Source organism: Parabacteroides sp. AM17-47, from assembly GCF_003434625.1.
Taxonomy (GTDB): Bacteria; Bacteroidota; Bacteroidia; order Bacteroidales; family Tannerellaceae; genus Parabacteroides; species Parabacteroides distasonis.
In genome coordinates, this window is record NZ_QTLI01000025.1 from 14,643 (window position 1) to 31,251 (window position 16,609).

Below are 16,609 nucleotides of genomic sequence, written 5' to 3' on the forward strand. Positions count from 1 at the left end.
ATTTTATGCCTGAAACACTGAATTATCAAAATCGTGCCATAGCTTATAGTGTGCTTGCACATATCTATGATAAAGGGACATTAGCTCATGGTCCATTAGATATTTTTATTCCTATAGTAAAAAATGCACTATCTGAACTATATCCATTAGGAGTGGTGAAGGGAAATAGCATGAAAGAAATTACTGATGCTATTGAGAAAAAGTTTTCATTGGTCATTCCTATATCCGTCTTAAATAATATTTTAAAAGTTATTGCTTCAGAAATAAATAAGACGAATGGTCGTGAGGACATGCGGATATTTAATGATGGCTCATTTTGGATTGATAAATTTATATTTGAAGACTACTCTGAATTGATACAAAAAGGTAAAGAGGATGTGGCGAAAGTTGTGCATATGTTTAAAACTTTTTGTAAAGCGTATAATGTAGGTACTACAAATAATGACGTTGATTTATTTAAGTTTGTAGAACAAAATCGTAGTGAGATATCATATTATTTGGCAAATGGTAGTAGTGAAGCTACGATAGATTCTTCTCACAATGTTCTTATAGCGCAATTTATTGATACATTTAAACAAGTCCCTGAGATTTTTGAAAAGATTCGTGATATTTATTTGGGTTCAATGCTTTCATGTTATTTGGACTATCAGCCGTCTGATGCCAATATGAATGTTGAACTATTATTAGATACAAATTTCATTATTAGCCTCTTGGATTTAAATACTCCAGAATCAACCGAAACTTGTAATACTCTTATAGACGTAAGCCGAAAATTAGGTTATAAGTTTACAGTTCTGAAAGATACAATAGAGGAGATTCAGGCATTGTTGTTATTTAAATCTACAAATTTAAGCAGTGCAATTATTGCTAAAAATATAAATCGTGAAGATATTTATAATGCTTGCGATAGAAGACACTTATCTAGCACGGATTTAAATAGAATATCGGATAATTTAGAGGATACACTTGTTAATCACTTCAAATTCCATGTTATACCACAAACAAAACAATGGCAAGGAAAGGCGAAATTTAGCAAGGAATTTTCTATAATTCGCAAATATAGAAATACGGACAAAGCAGCCTTGCATGATGCTATGGCTTTGGTTTATGTTAGGGAGAAGCGAGGGGAAAAGTATATCCAAGAGTTTGGTAAAGTTAACTGTTGGTTTGTCAATAATGCGATAAGTCATGATAATGATTATTCGGATACAGAGTATAAGGATTTATATAGCTGCAAGAAGCATCAGCCAGAAATTATTAAAGTAGATGACTTGTTAAATATTCTTTGGTTGAGTAATCCGACAATTGATATTACTAGTGATGATGTTGCTACAATGGGGATAACATCTTTAGTTTCATATACTTTAAATTCATCTTTGCCTAAAGCAAGGATTATTAAAGAATTAGATGATAATATCCAAAAATATCGCGAAATCTATAAAATTACGGATAGGGATGTTGTTAACTTATCAACTCGTATCGCAAGCAGGCAAATAAAAGATGTGCAAGAGCTTAATGAACTTGCACATAAAGATGAGGCTGCATTTGCGGCAAGGGTCAAAGATGAATCTATGCGGCAGGAGCAAATTGAGGTAAATCGTGCCCAAAAATTTGATAATCTATTTCAAATGCTTCAAGGTGAGATAAAAGAAATTAAGGATAATCAAGTAAAAATGCAACAAAAGTATAATGAACGTATGCACGAACTTGAAAGCAAAGAAGCCGAGTTAAAAAATAGTGAAAAAATTATATACCAAGAAAATGAAGTTCTAAAAGCAGACAAAGATCAACTTGTTTCAGAGAAAGAAGGTATAAAAAAGGAAAAGGAGATATTTGAGATGAAAATCAAGAATTTATGGGAGCAAGAAAATAAACAACGAGCAGAACAAAAAGAAAAAATTCTTGATTATGAAATTGCAAAATCAAAAACTCGTTCTACAACTTTATTTGTAGTTGGTTTGTTCATAATGATTATTACGTTAGGGGCAATGTCTTATTACTATTTTGTTGCTGCAGATGATACAGTACAAGTGATTAATGATTTTTGTAATTTCAAACCCATTTCTTTTGTGATAACGTTCATTCTTGCACTATTTAATTACTTTACTATTTCAAATTTTTATAATTGGCATTACAATCCTTCATTCGTTGTCAACAAAAAGAAGTTGGTGAAAATTCCTGATTGTTATAAACCAATTAGTTTTGAAGACTATATGCATGAAAAATAGTGCTAGGGTAATGATTCCAACTTAATGATCAAAAATAGTATGGCGATTTAAATTTAGTTACTTGTCAATAAACAACCTGAAAGTTGTGCCGTCTCAATTATTTATAGTACTTTTGCCTACAAAATAGGGCAAAGGTATTTTTGATGCATATAATGGCAGAAGAAAAGATAGGCAACGCATTGGAAGTAAAAGAGGAAACGGTGGAATGCAAAAGCAAAGATTGGGTTTGCCATTCGCAGGCTATAGCAGCAATCATGTCGAACCGAATGGGAGAACTTAGCATGACACAACGAGCGTTGGCCGAGAAGATGAATTGCACTCAGCAATATGTTTCCAAGGTGTTGAAAGGTCGCGAGAATTTGTCATTGGAAACCTTGTGCAAGATAGAAAATGCATTAGGTATCAAAATATTGTAAGCCGGAATAAATAAGTAATAATACCATAATAGGGCACAAGAATATGTCAATACAGAGCGAAGCGGCATTGGAAGCTGGACTTATAGCCACACTTCGGCAAATGGGCTACGAATATGTCCAGATTACTGAAGAAGACAATCTTTATGCCAATTTCAAACGGCAGTTGGAAATTCACAACAAGAAACAATTGGCGGAAGTTGGTCGTAACTCATTTACGGATGAAGAGTTTGAGAAGATAGTGATATATCTTGAAGGTGGTACTCGCTTTGAAAAGGCAAAGAAACTTCGTGACCTATATCCTCTTGATACTGCTAACGGACAGCGCATTTGGGTAGAATTCCTTAATCGTACCCAATGGTGTCAGAACGAGTTTCAGGTGTCGAATCAGATTACGGTGGAGGGACGAAAGAAGTGTCGCTATGATGTGACGATTCTTATCAATGGCCTCCCTCTGGTTCAGATTGAATTGAAGCGTCGGGGTGTAGAACTCAAGCAGGCATACAATCAGATACAACGCTATCATAAGACATCCTTTCATGGGCTGTTCGACTATATTCAGCTATTTGTTATCTCCAATGGCGTAAACACTCGTTATTTTGCCAATAATCCCAATGGTGGATATAAATTCACGTTCAACTGGACGGATGCGGCAAATATGCCATTCAATGAACTGGATAAGTTTGCTGTATTTTTCTTGGAAAAGTGTACGCTCGGTAAGATTATCGGAAAATATATCGTATTGCATGAAGGGGATAAATGCTTGATGGTACTTCGCCCATACCAGTTCTATGCTGTAGAAAAGATATTGGATCGGGTACAGAACTCCAACGATAACGGTTATATCTGGCATACTACAGGCGCAGGAAAAACCTTGACTTCATTCAAGACAGCACAGCTTGTTTCGGAGTTGGATGATGTAGATAAGGTCATGTTCGTTGTTGACCGTCATGACCTTGACACACAAACGCAGTCGGAATATGAAGCCTTTGAACCGGGAGCTGTTGACGGTACGGACAATACGGATGAACTGGTAAAACGGCTGCATAGTAACTCCAAGATTATCATTACCACTATTCAGAAACTCAATGCTGCCGTAAGTAAGACATGGTACAGCAGCAAGATAGATTCGATACGCCACTCCCGTATCGTGATGATATTTGATGAGTGTCACCGCAGTCACTTCGGGGAGAGTCATAAGAAGATTATGCAATTCTTCGATAATGCCCAGATATTCGGATTTACTGGAACTCCTATTTTTACAGAGAATGCAGTTGATGGGCATACGACCAAAGAGGTGTTCGGCAACTGTCTACATCGTTATCTGATTAAAGATGCCATTGCCGATGAAAATGTTCTCGGTTTCCTTGTAGAATATTATCATGGCAGTGAGGAAGTGCAGAACGGCAGTGCCAATCGCATGACGGAAATCGCCAAATTCATCCTTAATAATTTCAATAAGTCAACATTTGACGGAGAGTTCGATGCATTGTTTGCTGTACAGTCCGTACCGATGCTTATCCGTTATTACAAGATATTCAAGGAACTGAATCCCAAGATTCGTATAGGTGCAGTTTTTACTTATGCAGCCAATGGAAGTCAAGATGATGATCTGACAGGAATGGGTACAGGTTCTTATCTGAATGACAGTGCCGGTGAGGTTGATGAACTGCAAGCCATCATGGATGACTACAATGAAATGTTCGGGACATCGTTTACGACAGAGAACTTCCGTGCATATTATGATGACATTAACCTGCGTATGAAAAAGAAGCGAGCTGATATGAAGCCGCTTGATCTTTGTCTGGTCGTCGGAATGTTCCTTACCGGTTTTGACAGCAAGAAACTCAATACGCTTTATGTAGACAAGAATATGGAATACCACGGCTTGTTGCAGGCATTCAGCCGGACAAACCGTGTGCTGAATGAAAAGAAACGCTTCGGAAAGATTGTGTGTTTCCGTGATTTGAAAAGCAATGTTGATACCGCTATCAAATTGTTCAGCAACAGTAACAATCCGGAAGAAATAGTGCGACCTCCGTTTGAAGAAGTCAAACAGGAATACAAGGAGCTTGCTACCAATTTTTTGAAGAAATATCCGGATACAAATTGCATAGACCTTTTGCAGAGTGAAAAAGCTAAGAAAGAGTTTGTTTTGGCGTTCCGTGATATTATCCGTAAACATGCTGAAATACAGATATACGAGGATTATAATGAAGAGTCTGATGATCTCGGCATGACGGAACAGCAATTTATGGATTTCAGAAGTAAGTATCTTGATATCCATGATACTTTTGCACTCGTTGATCCAGCACCGTCACCCAAACCGGATGATGATACAGATGTTCCGGATGACGGAGACCTCGGTGATGTGGATTTCTGCCTTGAACTCCTACATAGCGACATTATCAATGTGGCATATATCCTTGAACTCATTGCAGAACTTGACCCATATAGTGCCGATTACGCAGAACGCCGTCAGAATATCATTGATACGATGATTAAAGACGCAGAAATGCGCAGCAAAGCCAAACTTATCGATGGTTTCATTCAAAAGAATGTGGATGACGATAAGGAAAACTTCATGATTCAGCGAGGTAAAGCTGACGGTACAAGCGATTTGGAAGAACGGTTGAACCACTATATTGCCGTTGAGCGAGAAAATGCCGTCAACTCATTGGCTAAGGAAGAGGAAATATCGTCATCGGTATTGAATCACTTCCTCAAAGAATATGACTACCTGCAAAAAGAGCAGCCGGAAATCATACAAAAAGCATTGAAAGAGAAGCATCTCGGATTGATAAAGACGAGAAAGGCGTTGACGAGGATTTTAGACAGATTGCGTAATATCATACGCACTTTCAGTTGGGATTAAAAGAAATACTGATATGGTAAAGACAAATGAACCCGGATATGTGTATATCTTGACTAATCCAAGTTTTCGTGAGGATTGGGTCAAGATCGGTAAAAGTGCGCGGCCTGTAGATATACGTTCCAAGGAACTTGACAACACGGCTGTTCTGTTGCCTTTTGAGATTTATGCAACCATTCAGACGGTCAAATATAACGATGTTGAAAAGCATGTACACAAGACTATTGATCGGTTGACGGATTTGCGTATTCGTCAGAATCGGGAGTTTTTCAATGTACCGCCTCAAATAGCTTTGGATATATTCAATGACATAGCCAAGATGATTGATGATGCGGTTGTTACGGTCTATGTAGATAATAAACCGGTTTGTCATAACGAAAAAGATTCATTGCCTGTCGTGCAGAAACGAACCGTAAAGCGAGGACGTTTCAAATTCAGCATGGTCGGTATTAAAATAGGGGAATGTGTTACCTTTATTCCTACGGATACGGAAGTCAAGGTAGCAAGCGATGATTCCGTTGAATACGAAGGTCGTATTTATAAATTGTCCCCTTTTGTCGGTACGTTTATGCCGGAAGAGAAACGAAATACATCGGGTGCATATCAAGGGGCAAAATATTTCTCATATAAAGGGAAAGTGCTGGATGACCTGAGAAGTATAATAGAGAGCAATATACCATTGCCGGAAAGTGATGTAATACAAGATAATATAGAGCAATAAAGATATGAGCGAAGAACTGCAACAGAAACTCCGTGACCAGCTTTGGGAGGTCGCAAACCGTTTGCGTGGCAATATGTCGGCAAGCGATTTTATGTATTTTACCTTGGGATTCATCTTCTACAAATACCTGTCGGAGAAGATAGAAACATACGCTAACAGTGCGTTGGATGATGATGAAGTTACATTCAAGGAATTATGGGAAATGACCGATTCGGATGCACCGGAATTGCAGGAAGAGGTTAAGAACCAGTGCTTGGAAAATATAGGCTACTTCATTGAACCGAAGTTCTTGTTTTCGTCCGTAATTGAGGCTATCAAGCGGAAAGAAAATGTTCTTCCTATGTTGGAACGCTCGTTGAAGCGTATAGAAGACAGCACTTTGGGACAGGATAGTGAAGAGGATTTTGGTGGATTGTTCTCGGACATTGATTTGGCTTCGCCTAAATTGGGAAAAACAGCAGATGATAAAAACACGCTCGTCAGCAATGTGCTTCTTGCATTGGACGATATTGACTTTGGTGTAGAGGCCTCGCAAGAAATTGATATTTTGGGCGATGCTTACGAATATATGATTAGCCAGTTTGCAGCCGGCGCAGGCAAGAAAGCCGGAGAGTTCTATACTCCGCAAGAGGTCAGCCGTATATTGGCGGAGATTGTTACTCTTGGGCATAACCGTTTGCGTAATGTTTATGATCCTACTTGTGGTAGTGGTTCGCTATTGCTCCGTGCGGCAAGTATCGGTAAGGCAGCATATATCTACGGACAAGAGAAAAATCCGACTACCTACAATCTTGCTCGAATGAATATGTTGCTACATGGCATCCGGTTCAGCAGCTTCAAAATAGAGAATGGTGATACGCTTGAATGGGATGCATTCGATGATATGCAGTTCGATGCAGTGGTTGCAAATCCTCCGTTCTCTGCCGAATGGAGTGCAGCCGATAAATTCAACAACGACGACCGTTTTAGTAAAGCAGGTCGACTTGCGCCTAAGAAAACGGCCGATTATGCTTTTATCCTGCATATGGTCTATCATCTCAATGAAGGTGGTACGATGGCTTGCGTTGCTCCGCATGGAGTATTGTTTCGAGGGAATGCAGAGGGCGTTATACGCCGTTTCCTGATAGAGAAGAAAAACTATATTGATGCCATTATCGGGCTGCCTGCCAATATTTTCTATGGTACAAGCATTCCGACCTGTATTCTCGTATTGAAGAAATGCCGTAAGGAAGACGATAATATCCTGTTCATTGATGCCAGCAAAGAGTTTGAAAAGGTCAAGACCCAAAACAAACTCCGCCCTCAGCATATCCAGAAGATTGTAGAAACCTACCGCGACCGCAAGGAGATTGAAAAGTACAGTCACCTCGCTACTTTACAGGAGGTCGCCGAAAATGACTATAACCTGAATATTTCTCGTTATGTCGATACTTTTGAGGAAGAAGAGCCTATCGACATCAAAGCAGTCATGGCTGAAATAACGGAATTGGAAGCCAAGCGAGCCGAACTGGATAAGGAGATAGAGATCTATTTGAAAGAATTGGGGCTGGTTGAATAATTACACTATGGCAGAGATAGACAACATCCCTGAAATGCGTCCATCATTCGACAATATACGCCGTCAGGATGGGGGCGGAAACGAATACTGGAGTTCACGTGACCTTTGCGCTGCTATGGGCTATTCGGCTTATTGGAAATTCCAAAGAGTCATAGACAAAGCTATCAAGGTGGCAGGTGAAAAAGGAATGAATGTTGACGACCATTTCAACCAAACGGTTGATATGGTAAGAATTGGAAGCGGCTCATTCCGTAAGGTCAATATTTTCCGTCTGTCTCGTATGGCATGTATGATTGTTGCCGAAAATGCCGATGTCAAAAAAGTGTTGGTACAACAAGCTCGCGATTATTTTACTCGAACAATTTCGACAAACGAATTGATGCAAAATTCGTTGAATTCTAACATTTTGCTGTATAAAACAGCGCAAGGCGAAGTGCGAATAGAAGTGATATTCAACAGTGAAACATTTTGGATGTCACAAAAGCGTATGGCCGATTTGTTCGGGGTGGATGTACGGACTGTCAACTATCATCTTGGTCAGATTTACGAAACAGGTGAGCTTACTAAAGAGGCAACTATCCGAAAAATTGGGATAATTCAATCAGAGGGAAAACGGGATGTGGAGCGTACACCGCTGTTCTATAATTTGGATGCCATTATTGCAGTAGGTTATCGTGTCAATAGCTATCAGGCCACTCAGTTCCGTATCTGGGCTACATCTGTATTGAAGGAGTTTATTATTAAAGGATATGCGCTTGATGATGAACGCTTGAAGCAGGGAAAACACTTTGGCAAAGATTATTTTGATGATTTGCTGGAGCGCATTCGTGAGATACGCACATCAGAACGCAGATACTACCAAAAGATAACAGACATCTATGCTGAATGCAGTGCCGATTACGATCCGAAATCGGATTGTACCAAATTGTTTTTCAAGATGGTGCAAAACATGATGCACTTGGCTGTAACTCATCGTACCGCTGCCGAAATAGTGTATGAACGTGCCGACTCGGAAATGCCACACATGGGATTGACCACTTGGAAGAAAGCTCCCGATGGCAGAGTCCAGAAGTCTGATACGATTGTGGCAAAGAACTACTTGTCAGACAAAGAGGTTTTAGAACTCAACGGCATAACTAACGCATTTCTTGAATTTGCAGAGCAGCGTGCCCAACGCCATATTATTACAACGATGGCAGACTGGAAGCAGCGTCTTGAACAGTTTCTTGCTACAATGGACTATCAAGCACAAGATTCAGCCGGTAAAGTTTCTCAAGAAGAAGCACGAGAGAAGGCGTATGGTGAGTATGAAAAATATAAAGTGATTCAAGACCGCTCGTTTATCTCTGATTTCGACCGGTTTAATGATGGTGACAAATTGTTGCCGTTTGATATCAATCCCGATAAAGAATAATGATTATGGCAGATAATAACGAAAATAAAGTCCTCAATGTTCCCCATTTGAGATTCCCGGAGTTTAGTGAAGAGTGGGAAATATGTAAAGTGTCCGAGCTATTGGACTTCTATTCAACCAATTCTTTAAGCTGGGAGCAACTTGAATATGGAACGAAAGCCATAATGAACTTACATTATGGACTAATTCATGTTGGGCTTCCTACTATGGTTGATTTGACAAGAGATAATTTACCCAATATCAAAGAGGACAATATGCCCAAGAACTTTGAATTGTGTAAAGAGGGTGATGTGGCTTTTGCAGATGCCTCGGAAGATACGAATGAAGTAGCCAAGCCTATTGAGTTCTTTGACCTTGCAGGAAAAAACATTGTATGTGGATTGCATACAATTCATGGACGTGACAATAAAAATAAAACTGTTATCGGCTTCAAAGGATATGCTTTTTCGTCATCTGCATTTCATAATCAGATTAGACGAATAGCACAAGGAACAAAAATCTATTCCATCAGCACAAAGAATTTTTCCGAGTGCTTTATTGGCATTCCGTCCAAAGTAGAGCAAACGAAAATAGCCACGCTCTTGCGACTTATAGATGAGCGCATCGCTACCCAAAACAAAATCATTGAGAAACTGCAGTCCTTAATCAAAGGACTAAGAGTATGTTGTATGCAAAGAGTTTATGGCAATAACGTGTATTTAAGCGAAATTGCACAAATATATCAGCCGCAAACAATATCTTCAACAGAATTAACAGAAGATGGTTTTCTTGTATATGGGGCAAATGGGATTATTGGCAAATATAAGGATTACAATCATGAAACGGAACAAATTTGTATAACTTGCCGTGGAAATACTTGTGGTATGGTAAATTATACAAAACCAATGTCTTGGATAACTGGAAATGCAATGGTGATAAATACAGATAAGTATCAAGATAAGGTGTGTAAGAGATATTTATATCATTATCTTTCTGCGTATAACTTCAATAGTATTATTTCTGGCTCTGGACAGCCGCAAATAGTACGTACTCCATTGGAAAAGTTAAAAATAACATTGCCCACTATTTCTGAACAAAAACAGAAGGCAATTATTTTTGATAAAATTCAAGACAAAATAGATATTAATCATAAAGTATTAAATCTTTATATAGGTCAAAAGCAGTATCTACTCCGTCAAATGTTCATATAAACATCTGGCGGAGCAAGTATTGCTTCAAATAATTATAGGAATCATACTGTGCGATTTGATTTGATAGTTTTCTTTCCAAAGATTGCATTAGGTTTGCGATGAAACTTTGCTTACTTTTACAAGGTATAGGCAACCTTAAATCCGTGAGAGTTGATAGCACTATATAAGGAGTGTTGCTTGAACTCTTTTCTATTGCAATTCTTTTGGGTAGCAGTACTTTTAACGCCCATTTAATGTATTGGATATTTTCGGAGAACAAGTCTAATACATAAGTCCTTTGATAAGCATTAAACTTTCCCTTATAATAATTGATATATCCCAAATTAGCACCATTTCCAGAGATTAGTAAAGCTTCTGTATCAAAAGCGAAGCTATCAATTTTGAATGGTTGTTCTGCACAAGTAAAAAATGGATAAATCCCATTATCTACCTGTGCATTTGCATCAAGTTTCCCTGTTGTAATTTGACAAATATCACCAAGTTTTACATATGTGTTTCCACTTGTTGATTCTTTAATGCAATGCTGTGCAATTCCTTTGATTAAGGATTGTAAAGTTTGTAGGTCTGCGATTAGTAAACATTTGTTCGCACGCAAAGATTTGTTAGAAACTACTATATGCTTGTCGAATATTGCGACATTGAAAAATGGTTACGCATTCCAGAGTGGCAAGTATAATGCACTGGGCAAATGGAAAATCCTCACAATAACAAATGTGTCTGGCGAGCGATATATAAACGATGAAGATTACAATTGCATAATCAACTTGCCGAACGATATACAAGACCACCAAGTTTTAAAAGAAGGAGATATTTTAATCTCTCTTACGGGTAATGTTGGGCGTGTTTCTCTTTGTAAGGATGGAGACTATTTGCTCAACCAACGAGTTGGTTTGTTACAACTTGCGAAAAATGTAAATCAAGAGTTTCTATATCAAATTTTATCTTCTCAAAGATTTGAAAATAGTATGATTGCTTGTGGTCAAGGTGCTGCCCAAATGAATATTGGCAAAGGGGATGTAGAAAGCTATGTATTACCATATTCCTCGAATGTCAATAACATTCTTTTGGTCGCAAAAATATTACACTCATACGATGAGTACATCATTAATGAGCAGCGGAAACTAACATTGCTAACCATGCAGAAGCAATATTTCCTTGCCCAGATGTTTATATGAACATCTGTTGCAATAGATATAGCTTTTGTTTCTGCATGACATTCTGTATTCTTTCTTCAATCTCGGCTTTTCTTTCAAGCGATGACAGAAAAGTTGAGATTTTTATTTGCCACTCAATTTTTGGTACTATTATTTTGAACATTGCCAAGTCTTTCTTCTGAATATTTGGTAAGCCAGAACCTATACGCAGTTTCATTATGGCATCCTCATTCGATTTAAGATAATGGTACAAGTACATATTATCCACCTTGTCTGCAATGTTTTGAATGGAATAACAATGACCACCGCTCCAAAATGGTGAGGTGTTGAATTGTACATACCCACAAGAGTTTCCGCCCTCACTTATTGAAATAGTACTGGCTTCTACATTGTAATTGTCATAATAGCCAGATGGCTCTGTACCGCCATTCATTACATAATAATTACCACTATCAGAGAGATTTTCCCCATTGATTTGTTTACCCTTAACAATGTCACATAGATCAGACAGTAGAACAGTAGAACCTTTTACGCTTTTGAAAAGTCTTTCTGAAATCGCAGACTTTAGTTTCTTCAAATCCTCAATGATTTTGTTTTGGGTCGCGATTCGTTCTTCGATTAAGTTGAGAAATTTTGCAATTTTCTCTTGCTCTAAGAGACTTTGAGGTAGGCAATGCCTTGTCTCAAAAAAATCTTGAATACCAACATTTAACAATCCATGATTCCTTGCTCCTTCAACTGCGATTTCAGAAATACCTTGATGCCATTTTGAAGTTTCAAAATAGTGAGTTAAAAAATCCGATGAGACATGACTATACGGTTTAAAGCAAATGTATAGAGAGGATAATGTACCTTGCTCATAACAGTCAAGTCGCTTTATTGCACCCCACGGATATTCTGAAGAATAGCTTTTATTATAGGCAAAATCTCCTTTATGTAATAAATAGTAATTCGACATATTCTCACTTGCAATGACTTTATTGAAGAATGAAATTTGGTCAACCAAGCCATATTGTGCGGAAATTGTTAGTGGCAGTTTGCAAAGATTGTTTTTATTTTTCCTTTTAACTCGCTCTACAAAATCTGATAACACAGACTCCTTCCATTCATCTGTAAACTCTGGAAATCTCAAAAGGGGAACATTACCTATTATATTTCTCTAATTATTAGAACCAATTAAATTCAAAATTATGATTCAGAAGACAATTAGAGAAATTTCGGACGCATGGCGAGAGAACAAGCGACCGTATGTGAAACAATCGACATTGGCAGCCTACATGTTGATTCTTGAAAATCACATTTTGCCAAAGTTTGGTGAGAGTAACGAACTTCATGAAAATGATGTACAAGGCTTTGTGCTTGAAAAGTTGGAAGGCGGATTGAGCATGAAATCTGTTAAGGACATTCTTATTGTCCTAAAGATGGTTATGAAATTCGGGGTGAAAAACGAATGGATGAACTATTACGAATGGGATATTAAGTACCCAACAGACGTTGCTGGTAAAAAGTTGGAGGTCTTGTCCGTGGCAAATCATAAAAAGATTCTGAACTATATTCAGAGCCACTTTTCCTTTCCGGGACTTGGTATCTATATCAGCCTTAGTACCGGTCTGCGTATAGGGGAGATCTGTGCTTTGAAATGGAGCGACATCAATGTATATGACGGGATTCTAACCGTTAACCGGACGATAGAACGCATCTATATCATAGAAGGAGAGAGAAAACATACAGAGCTGGTCATCAACACGCCAAAGACAAAAAACTCTTGCCGTGAAATCCCGATAAACAAAGAATTGCTTACTATGTTAAAGCCTTTGAAAAAAGTAATTAATGACGATTATTACATTCTTACTAATGATGAGCGTCCGACAGAGCCACGCACATATCGCAACTACTATAAAAGGCTTATGGAGAAACTTGATATTCCCAAGCTGAAGTATCATGGACTCCGTCATAGTTTTGCGACTCGTTGTATAGAGGTCGGTTGTGATTATAAGACTGTTAGTGTGCTACTGGGGCATTCAAATATCTCAACTACACTGGACTTATATGTTCATCCAAATATGGAACAGAAAAAGCGATGCATATCTAAGGTGTTCAAGTCACTGGGTAAATAAAGTTATGTATAGAGCGAGGAAATTAATGCTGTAATTTCTTCGCTCTCAATTGTTCTGTGATTCAGAATTATGTTGTATATTTGAATGTTATTAAAAATATTACTTATGAGAAAGGGTTTGATATTCTTCTTGGGAATTGTTACTGGGTGTGTATTAACAATTGCAGTACTTTTTGTTATAGGTATTACCAATTCAAATGCTAACGAATCGGATATTACGATTGCCGAGCAACAGACGGTATTTACTACCGCAACAAAATTTGAAGTTTTTCAGGTTCTTGGGGATGGTGCTTTGGCCAATTGCGAGGAGAAAGGGTATTCAACTTCATTTTTTACTGGGCCGGTCGTCTATATTGTGACAGATGGTCAGAATCTGTTTTATGATGATCAGGTAATTGAAGTACCTAAAGGTAAAAAGGCTATGCAAATAGGAACATTTCGTTATGAGACCAAACTTGGTGAAAAAGTAGTTCCTGTAATAAAGTTTCAATAACATAGGCATATTATAAAAGTCTCAACTGGTAGCAATCTCTATCCGATTGAGACTTTTCGTTTATTTACCTCTATCCAAAAACTTCTGTACTATTAACGCTATACCAATTCCTAAAACGGCAATGAGAATACAGCAGATAACTGCTTTCCAAATCAATCCGGAATGCAAAATCTCTGCATTAGCCACTATCATGCACACGAAAAAAGAAGATAGAACAACTACAATGATAATCAAAATGTAGAATGCCGTATCTGGGATGGGGATGGCATTGTCGGCTTTCTTCATTCTCCGCTCGGTTTCCTTACATTTGCTCTCAATCTGGCTGAGAAAATTGCATAGAAGGGTCGCACCAAATTCTACTGCTAAATTCTGCATTTCTTTAGAAATGATAGGTTTGCACTCACGTATAGAGCCGGACAGATTTTCAACTTCTGTTCTCAACTTGAACACGTTATCATTCAGGCTGGCAAGTTCCTTTGCGTTGATATCGAGTAACCGTTTCTCTTCCTCCAGATATTCATTCTTGGGAGTGTTTTTTATGGATTCCGCTTCATTCATTTCTGCGGAAAAATCAAATTTCGTCTTCATGTGCTTATCGTTTTAATCCTATTTTCGTTTTCTTTCCTAACGAACGACTGGCAGCACGAGCGCATCTGCGAGCCCATTGCAAATCGTCTTCGTCCTTGTCTCTCCACGGAAGGTCGCTTTGTGAACCTCCGCCACTTCCTCCGGTTGTTACATTGGGAGTATCTATCAGTCCGACAAATATAGCTACCGCCATATCGGTAAGTTCCTGACAGTTGGCAACAGCCCTGTAATCAAACTCGTCATTGAAACAGTCGAGCACTTTTTCCGAAATATAGAACTTGTGTTCCTTGTCTTCATGATTGAGGGTATAGGGAATCATATCGTGACGATATGTGAGATATTGGGTATAGTCAATAGGAGCAACCTTATGTATCGCTACCTGTTGAACGGCTTGGGGAGCATTATTTCTAATGACGGTAGCTGGCTGATGGTGCAGTTTCTTCCATGTCGCAGGAAGTTTCGAGACCATTAGATTCCTGCCGATTCCCAATTCTGAAGCCTTGTATTTGGTGTTTCCATTCATGAGAGCATATCCACGGAGAAGACCTTTCTTGTCCTCCCTTTCATGGACGGTATAACCTTTCCGTATAAGAGCATTCTTGTACTCATCCCATGACCATGATGGCATTGCTTTCAACACCTCCATACAGTCCCGGTTCACTTGTGGAATGTTGCGATTTCGGATTTGTGCCGCAGTCGTCCAGCCTCGTTTCTTTGCCACTCGTTCGGCAGCACGTTGCGCCCGAAGATGAATGTTGTGGTCATTGTTGATGTTGCCGTTCTCATCCAGACGGCAGACCGCAGCATGTAGATGGGGAACTTCGCCTTTGGATTCCGTATGAAGCCAAACCGAGTACTTGCTGCCTGCCAAATTGGTCGGATAGGAACGGACTTTTCCATCCTTGCCGGTAATCACCTGTTTGTCGAACTCCTCGGCGAAATCTTGCCAAAGATTTTGCCAATCTTCGATGTCATAGAATTGGGTATGTTCGGGCGATGGACTCAGCTCGATTCTGATAACGGAGTTCTTTATCGGTCGATGCTGGGATAGGGTCAACTGCATGGAGTTCCATATCCCCATAGCATCCGGTTCTGAGGACAACAGATTGTCCAATACCCGATAGATTTTCTCCGGATGCTTCTTATGCTGTGATTCGCCGGTAATGTAACGGAGGTCGTTTATGCCGTGCGATATGGCTTTGGCTTTCGCAATCATTCTTCTTCGGATTTAGGGGTGGACGGAATTTTGTTCTTCTCTTTTACAGCATTCAGGAACTGGCAGATATTTTCAGCCACATTACCTAATTCTTTCAGCCAGCCCACCATAAACGGAACCTGATTGAACATTGCCATGCGCTGCTTTGTGGACATTCCGTGTAGGGCGGAGGTGTATTTTACGAGGTCTGACCGACAATCGTCCAGATTCTGTAACAGTACCGCTTCTTCTTTCGTGAGCCTTGCTTTTGGCTTGAAGTTATACGCACGTGATAATATGTAGTCACTTACAGTCATGCCGCATTGTCCGGCCAGTGATTTTATATGCTCCTTCTGAGTAAGAGTGACTTTAGCTCCGATAAAGACACTTCTGGTTTCTTTCGAGGAGTCCGATGTATTTTCAATATCTTCTTTCATTTGAATCGTTTTATAATGGTTGACTAGGTGCGAGCTTGCGAGTACCGCACCGGCGAGGGAACTGAGCAGGCGAGAGCGACAATGTACAACCGTAACGCAGTGAGGTTATACCTTGGCATATCTCGCAACAGTTACCTGTTGATGCTTCACGGCAAGCCACATCGGTTGCGTATAGTGAGCTGGCACTCGGATAGGAAACATAGGATGATACTAGCCTCTAAAAGAGGGGA

At 39.1% G+C, this 16,609-nt stretch carries 15 protein-coding genes; 10 read left to right on the plus strand and 5 right to left on the minus strand.

What is annotated here, in order from left to right; all coding sequences use genetic code 11:
- Positions 1-5 precede the first annotated feature (5 nt).
- The 7 genes from DW205_RS18285 (at position 6) to DW205_RS18315 (ending at position 10,396) form a co-directional block, all read left to right on the plus strand.
- Positions 6-2,228 (plus strand): hypothetical protein, encoded by a 2,223-nt coding sequence (locus DW205_RS18285; protein ID WP_008764682.1) that lies wholly within the window; start codon positions 6-8, stop codon positions 2,226-2,228.
- Positions 2,229-2,380: 152 nt separating this feature from the next.
- A complete protein-coding gene (locus DW205_RS18290) occupies positions 2,381-2,644 on the plus strand; it encodes a helix-turn-helix domain-containing protein (RefSeq protein ID WP_032588293.1) in 264 nt (87 codons plus the stop codon).
- Between the two features lie 43 nt (positions 2,645-2,687).
- Entirely contained in the window at positions 2,688-5,516 is a 2,829-nt protein-coding gene (locus DW205_RS18295; protein ID WP_008764685.1) for a type I restriction endonuclease subunit R, read from the plus strand.
- Between the two features lie 13 nt (positions 5,517-5,529).
- Positions 5,530-6,234, plus strand: a complete 705-nt coding sequence (locus DW205_RS18300) for a GIY-YIG nuclease family protein (protein ID WP_008764686.1) — start codon at positions 5,530-5,532, stop codon at positions 6,232-6,234.
- A 4-nt stretch (positions 6,235-6,238) separates the two neighbouring features.
- On the plus strand, positions 6,239-7,792 hold the full coding sequence (locus DW205_RS18305) for a type I restriction-modification system subunit M (RefSeq protein ID WP_008764687.1): 1,554 nt from the start codon (positions 6,239-6,241) through the stop codon (positions 7,790-7,792).
- Between the two features lie 7 nt (positions 7,793-7,799).
- The gene (gene rhuM / locus DW205_RS18310) at positions 7,800-9,206 is read left to right on the plus strand and encodes a RhuM family protein (protein WP_032588294.1); all 1,407 of its coding nucleotides are present in this window, start codon (positions 7,800-7,802) and stop codon (positions 9,204-9,206) included.
- A 5-nt stretch (positions 9,207-9,211) separates the two neighbouring features.
- Positions 9,212-10,396, plus strand: coding sequence for a restriction endonuclease subunit S (locus DW205_RS18315; RefSeq protein ID WP_233523161.1), 1,185 nt, complete (start codon positions 9,212-9,214; stop codon positions 10,394-10,396).
- Here DW205_RS18315 and DW205_RS18320 read toward each other — a convergent pair.
- A complete protein-coding gene (locus tag DW205_RS18320; RefSeq protein ID WP_008768527.1) occupies positions 10,389-10,991 on the minus strand; it encodes a restriction endonuclease subunit S in 603 nt (200 codons plus the stop codon). The two genes, DW205_RS18315 and DW205_RS18320, sit on opposite strands and share 8 nt — an antisense overlap.
- A gap of 43 nt (positions 10,992-11,034) precedes the next feature.
- Here DW205_RS18320 and DW205_RS18325 point away from each other — a divergent pair, with 43 nt between their 5' ends.
- Positions 11,035-11,571 (plus strand): restriction endonuclease subunit S, encoded by a 537-nt coding sequence (locus DW205_RS18325; RefSeq protein WP_233523162.1) that lies wholly within the window; start codon positions 11,035-11,037, stop codon positions 11,569-11,571.
- On the opposite strand, the gene DW205_RS18330 is transcribed toward DW205_RS18325, so the two are convergent.
- On the minus strand, positions 11,564-12,682 hold the full coding sequence (locus DW205_RS18330) for a restriction endonuclease subunit S (protein ID WP_233523163.1): 1,119 nt from the start codon (positions 12,680-12,682) through the stop codon (positions 11,564-11,566). The genes DW205_RS18325 and DW205_RS18330 overlap by 8 nt on opposite strands.
- A 58-nt stretch (positions 12,683-12,740) precedes the next feature.
- Between DW205_RS18330 and DW205_RS18335 the strand changes: the two genes are divergently transcribed.
- Together DW205_RS18335 and DW205_RS18340 are read left to right on the plus strand one after the other, a co-directional pair.
- Positions 12,741-13,667 carry a site-specific integrase gene (locus DW205_RS18335; RefSeq protein WP_008764693.1) on the plus strand — a complete coding sequence of 309 codons (927 nt, stop codon included), beginning with the start codon at positions 12,741-12,743 and terminating at the stop codon, positions 13,665-13,667.
- Positions 13,668-13,772: 105 nt separating this feature from the next.
- A complete protein-coding gene (locus tag DW205_RS18340) occupies positions 13,773-14,159 on the plus strand; it encodes a hypothetical protein (protein WP_008764694.1) in 387 nt (128 codons plus the stop codon).
- Positions 14,160-14,219: 60 nt separating this feature from the next.
- On the opposite strand, the gene DW205_RS18345 is transcribed toward DW205_RS18340, so the two are convergent.
- From DW205_RS18345 to DW205_RS18355, 3 genes are read right to left on the minus strand one after another with little or no spacing between them, the layout of a single operon-like run.
- Positions 14,220-14,747 carry a membrane protein gene (locus tag DW205_RS18345; RefSeq protein WP_008764695.1) on the minus strand — a complete coding sequence of 176 codons (528 nt, stop codon included), beginning with the start codon at positions 14,745-14,747 and terminating at the stop codon, positions 14,220-14,222.
- 4 nt (positions 14,748-14,751) lie between these two features.
- Positions 14,752-15,963 carry a relaxase gene (locus DW205_RS18350; RefSeq protein WP_118214566.1) on the minus strand — a complete coding sequence of 404 codons (1,212 nt, stop codon included), beginning with the start codon at positions 15,961-15,963 and terminating at the stop codon, positions 14,752-14,754.
- Complete coding sequence (locus tag DW205_RS18355; protein WP_008764697.1) at positions 15,960-16,379, minus strand: hypothetical protein; 420 nt, start codon at positions 16,377-16,379, stop codon at positions 15,960-15,962. Before DW205_RS18355 ends, DW205_RS18350 begins: the two co-directional genes overlap by 4 nt.
- Positions 16,380-16,609 lie beyond the last annotated feature (230 nt).

Bases quoted from the DNA above. Each gene is read 5' to 3' on its own strand.
- DW205_RS18315 (WP_233523161.1), top strand. From the start codon at position 9,212: ATGGCAGATAATAACGAAAATAAAGTCCTCAATGTTCCCCATTTGAGA.
- rhuM (WP_032588294.1), top strand. From the start codon at position 7,800: ATGGCAGAGATAGACAACATCCCTGAAATGCGTCCATCATTCGACAAT.
- DW205_RS18345 (WP_008764695.1), bottom strand. From the start codon at position 14,747: ATGAAGACGAAATTTGATTTTTCCGCAGAAATGAATGAAGCGGAATCC.
- DW205_RS18300 (WP_008764686.1), top strand. From the start codon at position 5,530: ATGGTAAAGACAAATGAACCCGGATATGTGTATATCTTGACTAATCCA.
- DW205_RS18355 (WP_008764697.1), bottom strand. From the start codon at position 16,379: ATGAAAGAAGATATTGAAAATACATCGGACTCCTCGAAAGAAACCAGA.
- DW205_RS18295 (WP_008764685.1), top strand. From the start codon at position 2,688: ATGTCAATACAGAGCGAAGCGGCATTGGAAGCTGGACTTATAGCCACA.
- DW205_RS18285 (WP_008764682.1), top strand. From the start codon at position 6: ATGCCTGAAACACTGAATTATCAAAATCGTGCCATAGCTTATAGTGTG.
- DW205_RS18290 (WP_032588293.1), top strand. From the start codon at position 2,381: ATGGCAGAAGAAAAGATAGGCAACGCATTGGAAGTAAAAGAGGAAACG.
- DW205_RS18340 (WP_008764694.1), top strand. From the start codon at position 13,773: ATGAGAAAGGGTTTGATATTCTTCTTGGGAATTGTTACTGGGTGTGTA.
- DW205_RS18305 (WP_008764687.1), top strand. From the start codon at position 6,239: ATGAGCGAAGAACTGCAACAGAAACTCCGTGACCAGCTTTGGGAGGTC.
- DW205_RS18350 (WP_118214566.1), bottom strand. From the start codon at position 15,963: ATGATTGCGAAAGCCAAAGCCATATCGCACGGCATAAACGACCTCCGT.
- DW205_RS18335 (WP_008764693.1), top strand. From the start codon at position 12,741: ATGATTCAGAAGACAATTAGAGAAATTTCGGACGCATGGCGAGAGAAC.